Origin of the sequence: Corynebacterium mustelae, from assembly GCF_001020985.1 — a bacterium.
Taxonomy (GTDB): Bacteria; Actinomycetota; Actinomycetes; order Mycobacteriales; family Mycobacteriaceae; genus Corynebacterium; species Corynebacterium mustelae.
Map to the genome: position 1 here is coordinate 1 of NZ_CP011544.1, position 15,809 is coordinate 15,809.

17 protein-coding genes are annotated in these 15,809 nt (G+C 57.4%); all 17 read right to left on the minus strand.

The genetic code is table 11. The features are described 5' to 3' along the window. Nucleotides 1–156: 156 nt before the first annotated feature. The 17 genes from CMUST_RS15400 to CMUST_RS15480 all read right to left on the minus strand — a co-directional run bounded on the left by CMUST_RS15400 (nt 157) and on the right by CMUST_RS15480 (nt 15,797). The gene (locus CMUST_RS15400) at nt 157–510 is read right to left on the minus strand and encodes a hypothetical protein (protein ID WP_047261500.1); all 354 of its coding nucleotides are present in this window, start codon (nt 508–510) and stop codon (nt 157–159) included. Next, nucleotides 503–946 (minus strand): hypothetical protein, encoded by a 444-nt coding sequence (locus tag CMUST_RS16205; RefSeq protein WP_052844530.1) that lies wholly within the window; start codon nt 944–946, stop codon nt 503–505. Before CMUST_RS16205 ends, CMUST_RS15400 begins: the two co-directional genes overlap by 8 nt. Nucleotides 947–963: 17 nt before the next feature. Beyond that, nucleotides 964–1,452, minus strand: a complete 489-nt coding sequence (locus CMUST_RS16210) for a hypothetical protein (RefSeq protein WP_052844529.1) — start codon at nt 1,450–1,452, stop codon at nt 964–966. Between the two features lie 2 nt (nt 1,453–1,454). Continuing rightward, entirely contained in the window at nt 1,455–2,951 is a 1,497-nt protein-coding gene (locus CMUST_RS16215) for a glycoside hydrolase domain-containing protein (RefSeq protein ID WP_052844528.1), read from the minus strand. 77 nt (nt 2,952–3,028) lie between these two features. Then, nucleotides 3,029–3,439, minus strand: coding sequence for a hypothetical protein (locus tag CMUST_RS15420; RefSeq protein ID WP_047261499.1), 411 nt, complete (start codon nt 3,437–3,439; stop codon nt 3,029–3,031). A gap of 16 nt (nt 3,440–3,455) precedes the next feature. Next, nucleotides 3,456–4,694: a hypothetical protein gene (locus tag CMUST_RS16220; protein WP_052844527.1), complete on the minus strand. Its 1,239-nt coding sequence runs from the start codon at nt 4,692–4,694 to the stop codon at nt 3,456–3,458. Between the two features lie 11 nt (nt 4,695–4,705). Further along, nucleotides 4,706–5,776 carry a hypothetical protein gene (locus tag CMUST_RS16225; RefSeq protein WP_052844526.1) on the minus strand — a complete coding sequence of 357 codons (1,071 nt, stop codon included), beginning with the start codon at nt 5,774–5,776 and terminating at the stop codon, nt 4,706–4,708. Then, nucleotides 5,773–6,666, minus strand: coding sequence for a hypothetical protein (locus CMUST_RS15435; RefSeq protein ID WP_052844525.1), 894 nt, complete (start codon nt 6,664–6,666; stop codon nt 5,773–5,775). Before CMUST_RS15435 ends, CMUST_RS16225 begins: the two co-directional genes overlap by 4 nt. Beyond that, nucleotides 6,657–7,430 carry a hypothetical protein gene (locus CMUST_RS15440; protein WP_047261498.1) on the minus strand — a complete coding sequence of 258 codons (774 nt, stop codon included), beginning with the start codon at nt 7,428–7,430 and terminating at the stop codon, nt 6,657–6,659. The genes CMUST_RS15435 and CMUST_RS15440 overlap by 10 nt, the downstream gene beginning before the upstream one ends. 1 nt (nt 7,431) lies before the next feature. After that, a complete protein-coding gene (locus CMUST_RS17105; protein ID WP_052844524.1) occupies nt 7,432–13,254 on the minus strand; it encodes a tape measure protein in 5,823 nt (1,940 codons plus the stop codon). Nucleotides 13,255–13,276: 22 nt separating this feature from the next. Continuing rightward, nucleotides 13,277–13,627: a hypothetical protein gene (locus CMUST_RS15450; RefSeq protein WP_047261497.1), complete on the minus strand. Its 351-nt coding sequence runs from the start codon at nt 13,625–13,627 to the stop codon at nt 13,277–13,279. Between the two features lie 38 nt (nt 13,628–13,665). Then, nucleotides 13,666–13,992 (minus strand): hypothetical protein, encoded by a 327-nt coding sequence (locus tag CMUST_RS15455; RefSeq protein ID WP_047261496.1) that lies wholly within the window; start codon nt 13,990–13,992, stop codon nt 13,666–13,668. Nucleotides 13,993–14,077: 85 nt separating this feature from the next. After that, nucleotides 14,078–14,671, minus strand: a complete 594-nt coding sequence (locus CMUST_RS15460; protein ID WP_047261495.1) for a hypothetical protein — start codon at nt 14,669–14,671, stop codon at nt 14,078–14,080. Between the two features lie 29 nt (nt 14,672–14,700). Beyond that, nucleotides 14,701–15,048, minus strand: a complete 348-nt coding sequence (locus tag CMUST_RS15465; RefSeq protein ID WP_047261494.1) for a hypothetical protein — start codon at nt 15,046–15,048, stop codon at nt 14,701–14,703. Beyond that, nucleotides 15,045–15,278: a hypothetical protein gene (locus CMUST_RS15470; protein ID WP_047261493.1), complete on the minus strand. Its 234-nt coding sequence runs from the start codon at nt 15,276–15,278 to the stop codon at nt 15,045–15,047. Before CMUST_RS15470 ends, CMUST_RS15465 begins: the two co-directional genes overlap by 4 nt. Further along, nucleotides 15,253–15,456 carry a hypothetical protein gene (locus CMUST_RS15475; RefSeq protein WP_047261492.1) on the minus strand — a complete coding sequence of 68 codons (204 nt, stop codon included), beginning with the start codon at nt 15,454–15,456 and terminating at the stop codon, nt 15,253–15,255. The genes CMUST_RS15470 and CMUST_RS15475 overlap by 26 nt, the downstream gene beginning before the upstream one ends. Continuing rightward, complete coding sequence (locus CMUST_RS15480; RefSeq protein ID WP_236690156.1) at nt 15,453–15,797, minus strand: hypothetical protein; 345 nt, start codon at nt 15,795–15,797, stop codon at nt 15,453–15,455. The genes CMUST_RS15475 and CMUST_RS15480 overlap by 4 nt, the downstream gene beginning before the upstream one ends. Between the last annotated feature and the right edge of the window lie 12 nt (nt 15,798–15,809).

Genomic DNA, 15,809 nt, shown 5'->3' on the forward strand with positions numbered 1-15,809 from the left:
TATCCACAAAATAAACAAATAAACCCAGATAATCGCGGCTTTGGTAAGTTAGTTTAGCGCTACGTGCCAAGATCATGCCAAAACAAAAAAGAGCCCCCTCGACCTAGCCCTGGAAATCCAGAACACGACCGAGGGGGTTAATACCGCTTACCGATGTCAAAGCTCAACATCGTCAGCGATGTTTTCGGGGATTGGTTGAGAGTCCCGCAGCTGCGGATTTTTATCATGCACAGTCCGAATATGCCGAATCGCAGTCCAATACTTCTTCTGCCACGCAGCCAATTCCTCCTTCAGCTCCTGATAAAGCTTCTGCAGATCCTCCACCTGCAACCGCAGAGAATCAATCATTCCCTTCTGATGCTCCGCAAACGCATCCCAATCAGGGCCACGCGCGATATACTTATCCGCCTTCGCTTTCTGCCGAACCGCAAGATAGCCCGATATCGCAGTGATAATAGCGATCACCATATTCGCAGGAGACGTCAGAATCGCAGTCACATACTCATTCACTAGCCCCTCCCTCAAACCGAATATGCTGACGCGACCCGCGCCACACAGCCCACACCACCAAAGTCGAAATGCCCCAATGGTTAATCGCCGATGCCCACAGGTTCATATCACTAATGATCGACCCCCAGGCATACGACAAACCCCATAAAACATTCATTCCGACGATAGCGCCGAAAGCAAGCGACGCGAACCACGTGCGTGGGATCATCGCCGAGAACACGCTCGCTGATCCCACGATAATCCAGATGATTGCCCACGTATGCAGCTCAACCCACGACTCGGCGGGGTGATAAAACGCAGGCCGAGCAAGATATGTAAACCCCTTAGCCTGCGCCATCACCCCAGCAATCAACATCGCCGCAGCATCAGACATCAACGCCGCGCGCAGTCGATACGCCGCAGGTTTAAACCGAGGAGGCAAATGCTCAATAGGCATAAGCAGCCTCCTTAGCCTCACACGTCGCCTACCGGCTGCGCACCAGACCGACGCAAATTATCAATACTCGAGCCCGCCTCAGCATGAGTCGCATCCGAGCCGAAACCCTCGGTTCCAAACTCCCGACGCCGATGAGAATTAACCGCTTCAACGATACCCGCCAGCATATTCAAAGCATCCTGCGGTTCAGCAGGCCCCGGCAACTTAATGCTTGGGGCTGCCTCACGGATACGCGCCTGCTGGCTCGGAGTGACAGAGCCTGGGGTTAGCGCATGGATACCGATCTGCACGATGCCGATAGCACCCCCGAGCGCTATGTGTGCCCACAGTGGCCACTCGCCCGCCAGCATCACAAGCAGGTTCAACACCTGCAGCACCGTACCCAACGCCGCCGTCAACGAGTCCTTCCGTCGCATCACCCACGGCTGCTCCGCGAGTACACTTTCAAACGCGTCCCCTAAAGCCTGGTTAAAGGCGTCGTCGAAAACCTTCACATGCTTAGCCATAATTACTTCTCCTTCCGAGTAGAAATGGGTGCTGCCTTCTTGGCTGCTGGCACAGCACCCGCGAATGGGATCCCAGCAAGATCATTAGCAACCGCGTTCGCAATGGTCGCTTCCGCATCAAGCCCAAGGACGCCATACAAACCCTCTAAGAGCTTGCGGTTCTCCCACGCCATGCGGTCTTGCAGACCAAAGAAAAACGGAGCGTCGAACTCCTTCTCCGGGTTGATCAGCGATTGAATCTTATTGCTCATAATTGCCTCCATAAATGTATCTTCACGCTCCAGTTGAGCAGCAGGAGCGCTGTTAATCTTGCGTGCCATCTCCAGCACCACGTCATACGGCAGGTGATACCCCGGATCCCAGTGATCGGTATTCCCCCACACCTGAGCCTCCAAGTGCCCAGCCACGCCCGGCTCCTCACGAGCCAGTTCCTCCCGTGATAGCTTTCGCAACGGAATGTCATACTTCCGCGACCAAAACGCATACACACGCGCCAACGCATACAACAACGCAGGGTGCTCCAGCCACTCCTCACGAGTAGTCTTCGCCCACCCAATCACGCACACATGCAGCGCAATGTCATTACCCTTATTGCCAGTAGCCCACACCTGCCAGTCATCGGAATTGGCAAGCAAAATATTGGCCACCCCGTTCACCTCATCAATCATGCGGTGATACGAACCATTACGCATACGCGCCTGATAATTCAGAACATTCAACGCCGGAGTACCAAAGTTATTCTCCGACGTGTGCGTAATGATGATGCGCTTAGTACCCGCAGTTGGCCGACCGAACGTGATCACGTCACGGCGATCCGTATCAAAACCTTGGTCAGGCACGACAACCTCCTTCGGTTGTTCTTGCAGGGCTGGCAGCGGACGCCACCCCCACTCATCGTGTAAAACATCGGAAACATCAATACGCAGATCAGCACCAGCAAGCGGCACATCCAGCGTGTGCTGATACAACACCGCATAGCCATCACCACGCTCTCCACGGCTCCACGCACGCGTCACCCAGCACAGCCACCGCCCCGGCGCCACCTGCGCCACCACACCATCATCAGGGCCCGCCCAATGGCACACACGAGAGTGTCCATAGATACCAACCCGGTTTTTTCCCAGCACCTCAGCAGCACCCCGGAAATAATGGACCGCAACGTCATTCCACTGGGCTAGGGTGATGTCGAAATCAACCGCGAAAAACACCGGTTGCTGACTGTATCCAAGCTCATCTAGCTGCTTCTGCGCGGCACGCGCATCCGCCTTACCGCCCTCATAGCCACGCAACACATCCGCATCAGCTTCCTTGCCGTACTGCCACACGAAAGCCAACTTCAACCCGGTGCGATGATAGTCATGCGCCTCGGGTGGGTGAATCGGCTTACCACGCATCCATTCAGCCCCCGCGCGAGGTGGTGATACATACCGGACTGCCCCGATATGGCCCGCGTGTGCGACCGTCGCAGCGGGCGGCACCCCGGCAGAGTAATCGATCACTGTCGGCAAATTTTTCTCCCTTCAATGACAAAACCCCAGCATTATTGCTGGGGTTGAAAACTTTCTTGATGCTTGTTTTACTCGGTGTGCTCCGAGGGCTCTTCTGCCGCGGCGGGCTCGATCTGCACCCATAGCTCAGACTCACCAGGAGTCTCATGGTTGAGATGCGGATACACGGATTTCCACAACCTGCCGTCGTGCTGCACAATGTCGCCGGAGTGGTAACACTGGTGCAGATGAGTCCGTCCGCCTTGCACCGGGTTTTGCCATTCGGGTGCATCCTCCACATCCCGTGGCGGGGTTTTCAGAGCATCGGGCATTTCCAACTTCCCCTCCTCCTGTAACTGCCGGATCGCCTCCGCCTCCGCCTGAGGGGCAAACCGATCACGATTAACCCGATCCTCGTGATACGTAAGCAGCCATCCCACCAGCTCACCGATAGCGCCCGTAGAAAGCCGCTCTATCTGGCTTTTAATTTGCGAAATCACAAAAACAGCCCCCTTTCTAACTATCCGAAATGTAAGTAACAACGCCGTAGCCGCTGTTAGAGCCCGACGAATTTGAAAAATTAACAAAAACCGTCCCATCCGTGAGAATGTTGCACCACCCCGGATAGGACCGGCTATTAGGGTTCGTAAGAAAAAAATCAACAGTACTAATAGGCCTATAACCGGCCGGAAGAGTCCCCTTGTTTCCCGCCGTAGCACCCTCAACTCGCACCATCACCAGACGCCCGGTCTTCCTAGCAGTAACACCTGAACCTCCGCTGGCGGGCCCTAGGACCATGTGTTTAGCATCCACATAACCCTTATTAGCGATATCTGTTGATCCCGCGGGAGCCGCTACTTGAGCACGCCCCGCAGCATCACGCTTCACCAACCAGTTATGAATCACATTAGGGGTAGCCTCCGTAAGATCGGAGGCCGAATGCCTATGAGACGCATCAGCCTTACCTGCCAACGCAGAAACCAAACCCGAAACAGCGGAAATACCCAGACGATCCACCCGCGTTTTCAGCGTCTGGAAATCAGCATTCGACGCCTTCTCCGCAATCTTTCGCAAAAGCTCCGACTCAAGAGAACCGCCAGCCTTGATACGATCCGCGATCTCCGCCAAGGTATCAAACGCGGCAGGTGCGGCCCCCTTCAACTGGTTAACCGCCCGAGCCACAGCATCAGCCGCAGCCGACGCTGCCCGGTCAGCATGACCCCGGGCCCGGGTTTCATGCGTCCCCGCCGACTCAGAGGCCCGACGCGCTTGCTCCGACAGCCCACTAATCTCGGACCTGATCGCGTTTGCCGTATCCCGGGCAGAAGCAGCAGCCGTCGCCACAGCGGCGCCGCGTGCCGACGACGCAAGTTCTGCGTCGCGCTGCGCCCTATCTGCTGCGACTGACGCGGTAGCTGCGAGCTCCGAAACGCGTGTGATGACTGGCTCCTCATAAGGCACCGAGGCCTCCAACAGTTGTCGGAAAGACACATCACCGCTACCCGACGGAACCGTCACAGTGACAATATCCGTGGCACCCGCATGACACCGCTCCAAACGCACGCACAACCTACCCGGCTCCACATCCGCAACACGCGCCGAACCGCCACTAATCGGAACACGACGCACATACGGCGCCACCACCCCATCGGGACGCGATACCGACCCACGCAAATCCGGTGACCACAGCACCAGCACATCATCCGCATGCGGTTGCCCACCGAAATCCCGAACATCAAAAACAATATTTTTCACACACACACCTCCTAAACCGTAGGATTCGGAAAAATCCACACCGTCGCAGATTTATAATTTTGAAAAAGCGCCCCGGCGATAGAAACGTGGCTGCGGGTATCAGCGGTAATGAACGCAGTCGTCACATCCGAATAACCATCCCCCGTAACCGCATGCATCAAAATAGCCCCGGTCCACGCCCCAGTCGCAGTGAAAGTAACCTCCCCCTGCGGAGACAACAGGCCACCTGTCCACAACAAATAGCCAAAATCAGCACCGTTGTTCAGCTCACCCGCCGAACTGGTAAACGCATTCGTTTTATTAGTGTCAATATGCAGCAACCGGGGCATACCGCTTAACACAAACTGATTCGTCCTAATCGCCCTCGCATTAGCCGCAGACGCCTCCGTATTAGCCGCAATAGCCCGCCGCATTGCAGCCTCCGCACTCTCACCCGCCTGCGCAGCCTTAGACTCGGCCTCCTCGGCCTTACTCTCCACAGACGCAACCTTGGTACTCAAAGCACCAGCCTCACGCAACCGCTGCGCCCGCTCCTGAGCAATCTGCCTACGAATCTGCTCATTATTAGCCGACACCGCATCCAAATCACTCACCAGCTGGCCACCCACATGCACCCTCCACGCCAACAAACCGGACTCAGCATCCGACACCGCATCAATACCCGTAACCACCGCAGGAACCCGCAGACCCCACACCGCAACCGACACCGTATCCCCCACGTCAAAATGCCGGGTAGGGACAAAACGACCTAGGCCCTCCACACCGATATCACGCTCAAAGAACACGTCACCAGACACCCGCTCCTGCGCAGCATCAACCACACGCTCCAAATCAGACGACTGAGACTGCAAATTCAGCGTCACATCAGCCCGAACAAAACCGAAATTAAACCGACCCGGCGCGACGGGTTTAAACGGTCGGCAAATATACCCATTCTGGATACGAGGATCAACCACCGAAGAGTGCTGCTCCTGCCCCTCCGGCAACACCACCTCAAACGCCCCATACACATGTGTGGCCACACGACGACCAACCGTCATTTCACCACCAGACGCGTACAAAACCACATCCGTACGAATCACGCTTGTACCTCCAGCTGCTGCGCCCGCACCACCAAGGTGGGTTTAGCAAACGACCGGTCCAGCGGGTGTGAATCCTCACCCGGAACCGTCATATGGGCGGACAAAAGAACCCCAGCGCTTTGCGCCAACGCCCCACAGGTCTCCCACAGCGACTGATCCGTAGGCCGAATCAACACATGCGGAGACGAGGGAGCTGGGCTGTTGACCGGCACCACATGAATAACATCATCGGCAACACCCATAGCTTTAAACGCCGCCGTCACCGACTCCTGCACCAGCCGGGTTATAGCCACATCAGCAGGCCCCTCAATGGTCACCCCGTCCGCAACCGTAACCAGCTTAATATCCTGCAGATCACGGGGCTTTTTAAACGTCACTGCAGCGTCAGCCGGGCCAACCCAATCCCGCTCAAACGTATGCCACACACCTGTCCACGAGGTAGGAGCCGACATAGCCGGGATACGTCGAAACACATTCAACAGCGACACCACGTTAACCTGCAGCGTAGAGGGAACCTCGCCCTCTCCCTCAGCGACCGCATGGGTAACCTCGAAAAACACCAACGGGCACCCACGTCGCTTAAACCCAATAAACAAAGGCCTATCGGGGATAACCGTTAGTCGCCCCTGCGCATCCGTCCTACCTAGCCGGTCAGACAGCAACTCAGTAGCAATCGGGTGGACAACCCCACGAGGGGACCGGATAGGGAACGAAAAAGCCCCATCCGCAGGAGCGTTCTTCGTAGACGGGGCGGTAGCCTCCATCGGCTCCGGGCAATCAAATAACGGCTCACAATTATCATCGAAAAGCCCAATCCATTGCCCCGAATCCTCCGCGACCTGATCCCTGTGCCGCTTATGGTTCAACCAGTCGGTCAACGTCATCGCCATGGATCTAACACCCCCACACGCCACAAACAACTAGCACCATTAGGTAGCACATACTGACCCGTTGAGCCTGGAGGAACCCCCTCCGGCAAAGCGGTCTTACGTAGCGCCGCCCACAACTCGTGGTCAACCACCTGCCGTGTGTCCATAACCACCAAAGACTCCGCAGGGTCTAAAAACAGACCACGCGCAGACCCTGTACGGGGCAGCGTAAACCTCGCACCGGACGGCAAAGTCACCTCTCCACCAGCTCCACTCCACGTAATAACCGGATAAATCGGCACAGCCCCGGGGTTTACCAACGAAGCCACCCGCGACGCCTCCTTTTCCTCCGACCACCACACCCCCTCATCACTAATGAGGGGAATATCCACCGTCATAGCCGAAGCGTCAGCATCGTCATACTCCGGCTCCGGTAACTCACCACCAGGGCGCACCCGCAAATGCCAATCCCCAGAAGGGGTTTTCACCACAAGCCAACCGTACTGGCCCGCGACGAAACCCGACCGGAAATCAACCCACACATCAGGCAAAGAAAACGGCTCCGACGGGCGAAGAAGCACCGTCAAAGACCCAGACCTAGGGGCCGGACGGAAGCCAACCACGCGCTGACCCACACCGCCGATAGGCGTGATAACCTGCGCATCGAGACTCCCAACCAACCCCTTGATACCACCGGCCTTCAGCCCAGCCACCCACCTCTCTGACGTTAGATCCCACTTAGTACCATCAGGTGAAATGTATTTAACCCGCCACCTACGCGACACGCTAACCTCCTAACTTCGATGTTGCATACTGCAACCCCGTGATACGAGACGACGCAGCACTAACCGGGGTGGACTGTGCCTGTCGGGGTTCTTTCGATAGCCGCACCAGCTCCTCAAGCAAGGTGTTCATGCGCCTAAACTGCTCCGTGTGCTCCGCACCCGTCGCAGCTGCCGCGGCTCGGGACTTCTCAATCTCCGCAGCCGCCCGCAACGCTGCCTTCTCCCGCTCCGAGTCCGACTTCACCAGAAGCTCTTGAAGTTTCGCATACTCAAGCTCCGCTTCCAGGCGGTCCTTCTCACGCGCATGCTTCAACTTCTCCGACGCCTGATCCAACGCCAACTTAAGCGAACTTTGGTCGGTCTCCAGCTGGATTTTCTTAATACGGTCCTCGGCGTCGCGTGCCGATTTTTCGATCCGGGATTTAATCGAGTGCTCCAGGGAACCGAGGGTCAGCTCCGTGAACGCAGCACCAACCTCAGACCCGGCCTTAGCAGCCTCGGGTCCGTACTTCTCCGTCGCCAGCGCACCCGCGATACCGCCACCAGCCGCACCGAGAGACCCTAAAACGATTGCGGCGCGCTCACCATGTCCGAGCTTGCCCCACGTCTCGCCGATCTCCTTACGGTTGGTGTGAATATCGATCGATCCCTTAGCGATGGAGCTGATCCCCTTGAACGCCATGAGCACACCAGGGATTGCCCCCAGCGGCCCAGCCGTGGCGAAACCAGCCGCTGCAGCTGCCAGACCTGCGAAGAACGTACCCACACCGCCAGCAACCTGGCCGATGCCACTAAAGCCTTTAGACGCACCTGACAGCTGATTCGATGACAACCCGTACAGCATTTGGGCTTGCTGCTGTAGCGCTTCCGTGTGCGCATGCAACAGCTTTGCCGCAGAGGCCTGCGTCAGGGTGGCCTCCGCAACCGCTAGCTGCGCTAACCTTTGCCCGTGGGCAGCCTCCAAGGACTCCAGAGCAGTCTGCGCACGGGTGACCTTAACAGCCCACTCCGCAGCCCGCACTTCCTTCGAGTTATCCACCACCGACTGTGCGACCGTCTCCACAGAGAACACACCGGTACGACGGAACCGGTCCATCGCCCCAGACATCGCCTCAATCGACGTAGAGCCCCGCTTCGCAGCGAGCCCACGAGCCTTCTCAACCTCAGCTTCAGCCTTAAGAATCGCCAACACACCCCTATAGCGGGTGCGCTGCGTGTCCATCTCCTTCAGCTGTAAATCTTGAAGGCTCTTGATACGCGCCGCTTCGTTCGTCTGCTGCTGCATCTGCAGCTTCGAGACTTCCTGCCGGGTGCGCTCCACGATCTCGGCGAGCTTCGCCATTTCACCGAGGAACTCGGAAATCCGAGTAAACCCAGCAGAAATACCACCAGAAACCTTCTCGATGATCTGCTGCACCGCAACAAACCGCGAGGCGGTGACTGCCCGTTCCGCCGCTTCCAGCCGGTGGGCCTGATCCGCAGCCTTCTCCTGCGCATCCGCCAGCGCATCAGTGGCCTTATTGACCTTCTCCTGCGCCGCCTTAACCGCCTTGGCGTTCTTATCGGACGATTTCTCCAGCCGGTCACCAACATCTTCACGGGCGCGAGCCAGCCGCTTCTCCGCCGCCGCGATTTTGTCGGCTTTACCGCTCTTACGGGCCTTAGCGACAGCTTCCTCCGCGTCGGCGATTTTCCGCCGGTCCTGCTTCGTCAGCCCGCCTTTGCCCTCGGCTTCGATTTTCCGGAGCTCCTCGCGGGCTGCTTTGAGCTTCCGCTCCTTCTCGCCCACTTCCTCCAGCTCTTCAGCCACAGCCCGGCGTGTTTCCAGCAGGCCCTGTTCCGCGTCCCGAACCACGCCCGCGTTGCTGATGAATTCCCCGCCGAAGGTTCGCCCTTCAGATACGGCGATTTTTTCGTACACCTTCGCGGTTTTATCCAGGCTCCGCGCCGACTCCGGTATGACCTTCAGGGCTTTTTCAAACTCCACAGTCATATCCGGGTCGAGGATACGCTCCGGACGTCCAGACGCATTAAACGCCAATCCGAGGTGATTCAGGATACCGCCGGTGTCGAATACACCAACGCGTTTAATGTGTTTCAGCGCGTCTTCGTAGAGGTTGCTGGCCTCACCGAACGACACACTCCGGCCACCGCCTGTAACGAACCCGTCCACGCTGGTGGCAACGAAATCACCCGCACCCGCACCCTTACCCGGTGCCCCACCTCCGTCTTTCGCAAGGGGGACGTACGCGTGGTCGGTGTACTGCGGGTGTGACGCCGAAGCAGCCCGCCCGCCGATCTGGCCATTCCCACGACCTCCGCCCATCTCGTACGACCTGGTGATACCGCTATGGTCTCGTACAGTTACTGACGTGTGCCCGCCGCCTCGGCCACCATTCAGCCAACCCATGGTGAACGTGCCGTTACCACCGATACCGCGAATAAAGCCGTTCTTATCCGCCCAAGCCCGCTGCGTACCGGTCGCAAAAACACGCCCAGTTGTGGGCTTACCGATAGCAAAGCTAGCTAGCTGTCCCGCAGTGCTGGAGCAGTCGCCCCAGTTAACCCCGCCGAACACATACGGCGAGCCCTCCAGCGACCGTGAGGCTTTAGCGCCCCGAACCGCTTCACCGTGAGCATATCGGTCGATCTCCCTGGCGGTAACGATACCGCCGTTAACGTAGCCGGGGATCTTCGGGAATGTGCCTCGGTTGATGGCGGCTAGCTCACGGTCATATTTTGCCGACGAACGGCGGTTGATGACCCACTCGCCTGCATCAACACGGGCTATCGGCATACCCCGGTGGTCTACGCCGAGGAACCCATCAACCCGGTCAGTACCAGGCCCCGTCTCAGGCAGGCGGCCGCCAAAAGCACGGCCAGGTTGAGACGAACTCGACCCGGTAAACCAGTCCCCAATTCGGTTAGCGACGATCGACACAACCTTAGTCGCGGGAATGCTGGTCAGTGCTGCGATGACTTTATTCACTCCGGATATCGCCGCAGTATTGTCTACGCTGATCTTCGGCTCCACCTTCTGTTCATGAACGCGCGTCATTTCATTCGACGTTTGCAAGAGCTTAGCCAAAGCATCATCATTAGTACCGGTCAAAACAATGTTCTTGCCGTCCGGAGTTTCCTCCACCTTGATGCCAAGGTCTTCCAAAACCCGAAGGGCTTGATCGCTAACCGCGCTTACCTCAACGGTCGCCCCCTCTTCGAGGGGACGCAGCGCCGCGTACACCTCCAGAAGCTCCGCCGAAACACTGCCTGCTTCGACCTTAACCGCCGTTTCGATCACATCGGGCACCAGCCCGTAGGACTCGGCCAGCTTGGCCACCTGCTCCGACGTCAAGCCGAATTCCCGCCCAAGCGCGTCCAATGCAGGCTGCATATTGTCGAAAGCGCCCTGAATGTCGCCACCGTTTACAGCGACATTCACCAGCTGCTCCCGCAGTTCGTTCAACCCCGCAGCTAAATCACGCGCAGACGCATTAGCCGGGTCTAGCTTCCCGTTACCAATATCGCCCAGGTTTTCACCCAGCTCGTTTAACGGCCGTGACGCTTCCTCCGCCTTAGCCACAATCTCGTCCACCGAAGCGGCTGCGTCCATCATGGCCTTTTCAGCGTCCTTCGGTGCCAAGCCCATCGCCTGTAAGACGGATTCCAGAGCTTTCAACTTATCTTCCGCCGAGGACGACGAATCACCCAAAACATCAATGCCCGCAGCTGCTTGCGCAGCAGCCGGATCTACCCTGCGAGCCGCCTCAATTATGCGGTCCAACTCCGCCCGGGTGGCCTCTAACTTGTCTGCCGCATGAACACCCGCCTCACCGGATTCACGCAGATCTGCGATAAGCGCCTTATAGTTATCTCCGCCTTCGGCAACAACCTTGCCGATGTCACCGATTTTGATACCAAACTCAGAACCAGACGCCTTGAGTTGGTCGTACGCCTCACGGGTAGCCTGCAGCTCCTGATCGTGCTTCGCCAGCTCGTAGCCGGTCATCTGCATACGCTCACTGAAGGTTTTCGTCGGGTCTTTAGAAATAAACCCATCTAGGGCTTCACCCACGGCGAGGAATTTAGCCGTATACGCCTCCGCGAATTGCTCCGCCGCTTTAGTAGCCTGATCATTAAGCGCACCCGTCGTACCTGCGACTGCGGCCATAAGCTCGACCTGTGCGGAAGCCGCCCGCGATGCGGACGTAGCCAGGAGCTCCTGGGCTTCCGTAGCCCGATCATTAGCTAAAGAAAGCGAAGTGATCGCAGCGCCGGCTGCGATAAAAGCCAACCCCCAGGGGCCGCCGAACAAGTTAAGAACTCCGCCTACAGCGGACCGCATGCCGGACATGCCCGCCGCAACCACACCGGTAGTCTTAGCAAAGCTCTCACCCGAATTAGCCGCATTGGTATACGCCGTGGCCATGCCCGCCAACGCCGTATTAGAAGACGTCGCCGCATACTGCATAGTGGCACCAAACGTGCTAATCTGCCGCCCCGTGCCAGCGTAATAATCCTTAAGCTCACTAACCCCGCTAGCCAAACCAGCCAAGGATTCCTTGTGTGGCCCGATGACTGACGCCACCCGATCCACTATTCCAGGGATGGTCTTAAAACCCGTCCAAGCGGTAATAGCTGCGGCCACAAGCCCCGGATGGTCAGAAAGAAACCCGCTCACAGACTCCAACGGCCCTGCAACAGAATGCAAAGCAGAACCAGCAATCTTCAACGTAGCTACGAAGATATCCCACGAGGATACACCCAACGCAGCCGACGCCTGTCCTAATGCCGAGCCCACGTTAACCACAGTCGGTGCCAGCTCCTTGGCCAGCCCAGTAAAGTCGGTCAAAAGCCCCTTCGCCTGGCCTAAACCACTTTGGAATTCGGGGCTTTTCGCAAACCCCTCCAGGGCGGCCTTACCCTGCTCGAAACCAGGAACAACAGTGCCAGTGATGAAAGACGCCAATCGCTCCGCCGTAGGCTTGATCTTCGCATTCAGTGCATCAATACCCTCAGTGGCAGAATTCATACCCGTCTTGGTCGCGTCAAAAAACGGCGTCAGCGCCGTGGCACCCAAACGGCCCAGTGCCGCACCAACGTTCGCCGCAGCGCCCTTGAACGTCTCTCCAGCTTCAAGGGCGGCACCGCCCATGCCTCTACGCATAGCTGCCTCAAAGGTGGCGAAGTCCACCTTGCCCGCAGACACCATGTCGGAAATCTCAGCCGAGGTTTTACCCATCTCAGCCGACAAAAGCTGCAAGACGGGCACACCACGAGACATGAGCTGCAGCATGTCATCGCCCTGAAGCTTGCCGCGCGCCGCAACCGATCCGAAGATGGTTCCCATTTCACCCATGGAGGCACCAGCGATCTGTGCCGTGTCACCCACAGTTTTCAGAACCTGCTCCAACTCCTGGCCTGGTTTCACACCAGCAGCAACAACCTGGGCCGCCACCTGCGCCGCGTCCTGCAACCCGAAAGCTGTGCCCTTAACCGAGGCGAGGGCGTTATCCATGATGGTCTGAACAGACTGGGCGTCATGACCAAGACCGCGCAAAGAAGCCTGCGCGTTCTCGATACCGGTCAAACGTCCGAAACCCTTGGTGATCGCCGTCGCCAGCACACCACCAGCAGCCGCGCCACCAGCCAGCGCACCAGCCTTCAGCGTGGTAACCAAACCACCCGACAGTTTCTCACCAATGCTACGGCCAGCCGGATCAGCCTGCGCAGCCGAATCGCCCAAGGCTTTAGCAATGCCCGGGCTGATTTTCGACACCTCAGGCACGATCGAAATATAGCCCACGCCGAGTTCAGCACCCATACACCCTCACCCCATCTAAAAATTATGTATCCCGTGCGGAAATCGCCGCACGGATCTCCGCCGCGGACAATTGACGAGACACCGGCGGAACATCTTCCGAGGCCTTGTCAGCGTCTAAAATCCGCCGAATAACACCCACCTGCGGCAATGACTCCGCAGGAGCCCCCTGCCGCAACAGCTGCCATGTCTCATACGAATCCGCGATGACACCCAGCATCTGAACTTCTGGCCGTAACCACTCCGCCCGCCGAGCGGCAGCCGGATCTAGCGCCCTACGAACATGTGAAGTTTCAGGCAAATGGGTGATAAAAGCGCGCAGATCAGCCCACGTGAAAGACCTGCCGAGATTCCGCAACGACAGGCCTCGCTCCATCAGATCCGCACGCAGCGCATCCTCTATCCGATTTGATTCTATGAATCGGCAGAGGGCTCGGATTCCCCCAGGTTAGCCTCAGACTGTTCCGACACAATCGTATTAATCTGCAGTACCTGGCGGGGAACCAACGCCTTGATAGCCGCAGTTTCTTCCTCGCCCGTATTGAAATGCAGCAAGAAACCACGAATGTACTCGACACCCAATTCTGATTTCACTTCGTCACTCATACCGGAGTGGATAGCGTCCAGATCAGTTTTGCTGACACAGTCCACCGGTGGGATCTTGATACGAACCCTGCCCGTACCCTCCGCCGCGGGAATATCGAATTCCAAAAGATCAAAAGTATCAATAACAAAAGCCACAATAAACCCCTTAAAAATACACTTTTTATAGATAAACCCCGGCAAGGAAACCCTGCCGAGGACATTGACGACAACAATCTACCTACTAGCCGGAGTGAACGCCATCATCGCGAAGCTCAACCACATACGCGCCGCGAAGCTCCGCCGCCGTAGACTTATACGCCTTCAGCTTCACCGTGGTCTTAGTGGTCGCGTTATGCACATCCGGAGTCTTCTCCACCGAGATAACCTGTGCGCGTTCCGCAACATAGGTCTTGGACTTCGCACCCGAAATAGCTTTCAACACATACGATTTCACCGGTAGAGGCTCATCGGTGTAGTAAATCGTGCGCTGCTTACCCGTGTTAGATGTTGCGGCCTTCTCGACGACGCTCGCATCGCCGAACGCGGTCTTAATGACCGCATCGTTGTCGTCTTCCATGAACGTGATCTCTATGTCTACACCGTAGTCGGTTTGGAGTGCAATGAAATCACCGCCACCGAACATTTTTTCCGTAGTGCTGTTACGAGTGGGCTTGACTGAGAAACCATTCTCACTCACCGCACCGTGATCAACGAAAGCCGTATTCAATTTCTCCAGCGCCGTGGTAGGCAACTTGGTACCCAAAGGCGCGGAATAAAACACGCCACCATCAATAGGTGGCGCGCCAACAAAGGCGTTAGCGACATTAACCGCCATTATCTTCCCTCCAAAACAAAAACCGCTGGCTACATCAGTGACAAGCCAGCGGTGAACTGAAATCTGAATAGCTTAGGGTCGGGATCATCAAACCGTGTGAGGTTATTATCCACATACGCCCAATGGATTTCCCGACTCCGGCACGATCGCCATACAGCACGTGCCTGCTCCGCCAAATCCTCAGCATCATCCTCAGATCTCGCGAAGCACTCCACCAGAAACCTCGGGTCTCTCGTGGCTATAGTGGCCTCCCCGCCGCCGATACGGGACACCACCACAAACATATTCGGCGCAGGATCAGGCTTACGAGTCGAAACCCGCACACCACCTAACCCCCGTGACAAAACCTCAACCGCAACAACCTGGCTAGCTTTCACCCGAGAGCCCTCACCATACGGTTATCTCGACGCTCCCTAGCCTTCGCGGACCACGTGTCTGGAAAAACAATGCCGCGATACCTGGACGCACCCTGCTGATACGAGGCCTCATAACCGTCCCCGCATTCGGAGGCTATCCGGTCAGCATGACGCTTCACCAAATCCTGTGCGACCCTACCGCGCAGGAGCTCCTCCAAGCCCTCGCTATTCGGTACGTACCGAGCTTTCATTATCATCCCACCTCACGTGACACCAGCCAATCGGAGAATACGCGGCCACAACATCGGTTTGCGCCGCATCCCGAAAGAGAATCAACGAGCCGCCGTCAAAAGCGGTCGCGCCGCATGGCACCGTGTCCACCCCGACTGGGGTCTCAACCCGCAGTAGCCGCGTCACCGTATCCGTCATTCGATACCTCCTAGATTCACGACTGCCAAACCAGGGGACCACCCGAACGGGTTATGCTCGTAGTTTCCCGGCTCGCCCAAAACTTCCAAACGTTCAGCCGAGCCAGGCAGCACCACCGCGTCCTTGTGCTGGAACGAGCCCACGGGGGCATACATTTCAACGCGGACCGTGCGACGGTCATGCCCCGCCAGTTTGGGCTCATCACCCGGCGGAGCACCCCAGCCGGCGACATACACCGTCTCCGTGGTTTCCGTGAACCTATCGTTGCCGAGACTATCCGTGCCGTCCTTGAACCGCCGAATGCGCTGTACTGGGTATTGCACAAATGGGGATAGAGACACCGATACTCACCC

Excerpts from the sequence above, each read along its gene's own strand:
- CMUST_RS16205 (WP_052844530.1), bottom strand. The coding sequence starts at position 946 with ATGCCTATTGAGCATTTGCCTCCTCGGTTTAAACCTGCGGCGTATCGA.
- CMUST_RS16210 (WP_052844529.1), bottom strand. The coding sequence starts at position 1,452 with ATGGCTAAGCATGTGAAGGTTTTCGACGACGCCTTTAACCAGGCTTTA.
- CMUST_RS15435 (WP_052844525.1), bottom strand. The coding sequence starts at position 6,666 with ATGGCGATGACGTTGACCGACTGGTTGAACCATAAGCGGCACAGGGAT.
- CMUST_RS17105 (WP_052844524.1), bottom strand. The coding sequence starts at position 13,254 with ATGGGTGCTGAACTCGGCGTGGGCTATATTTCGATCGTGCCTGAGGTG.
- CMUST_RS15450 (WP_047261497.1), bottom strand. The coding sequence starts at position 13,627 with ATGGAGCGAGGCCTGTCGTTGCGGAATCTCGGCAGGTCTTTCACGTGG.
- CMUST_RS15460 (WP_047261495.1), bottom strand. The coding sequence starts at position 14,671 with ATGGCGGTTAATGTCGCTAACGCCTTTGTTGGCGCGCCACCTATTGAT.
- CMUST_RS15470 (WP_047261493.1), bottom strand. The coding sequence starts at position 15,278 with ATGAAAGCTCGGTACGTACCGAATAGCGAGGGCTTGGAGGAGCTCCTG.
- CMUST_RS15475 (WP_047261492.1), bottom strand. The coding sequence starts at position 15,456 with ATGACGGATACGGTGACGCGGCTACTGCGGGTTGAGACCCCAGTCGGG.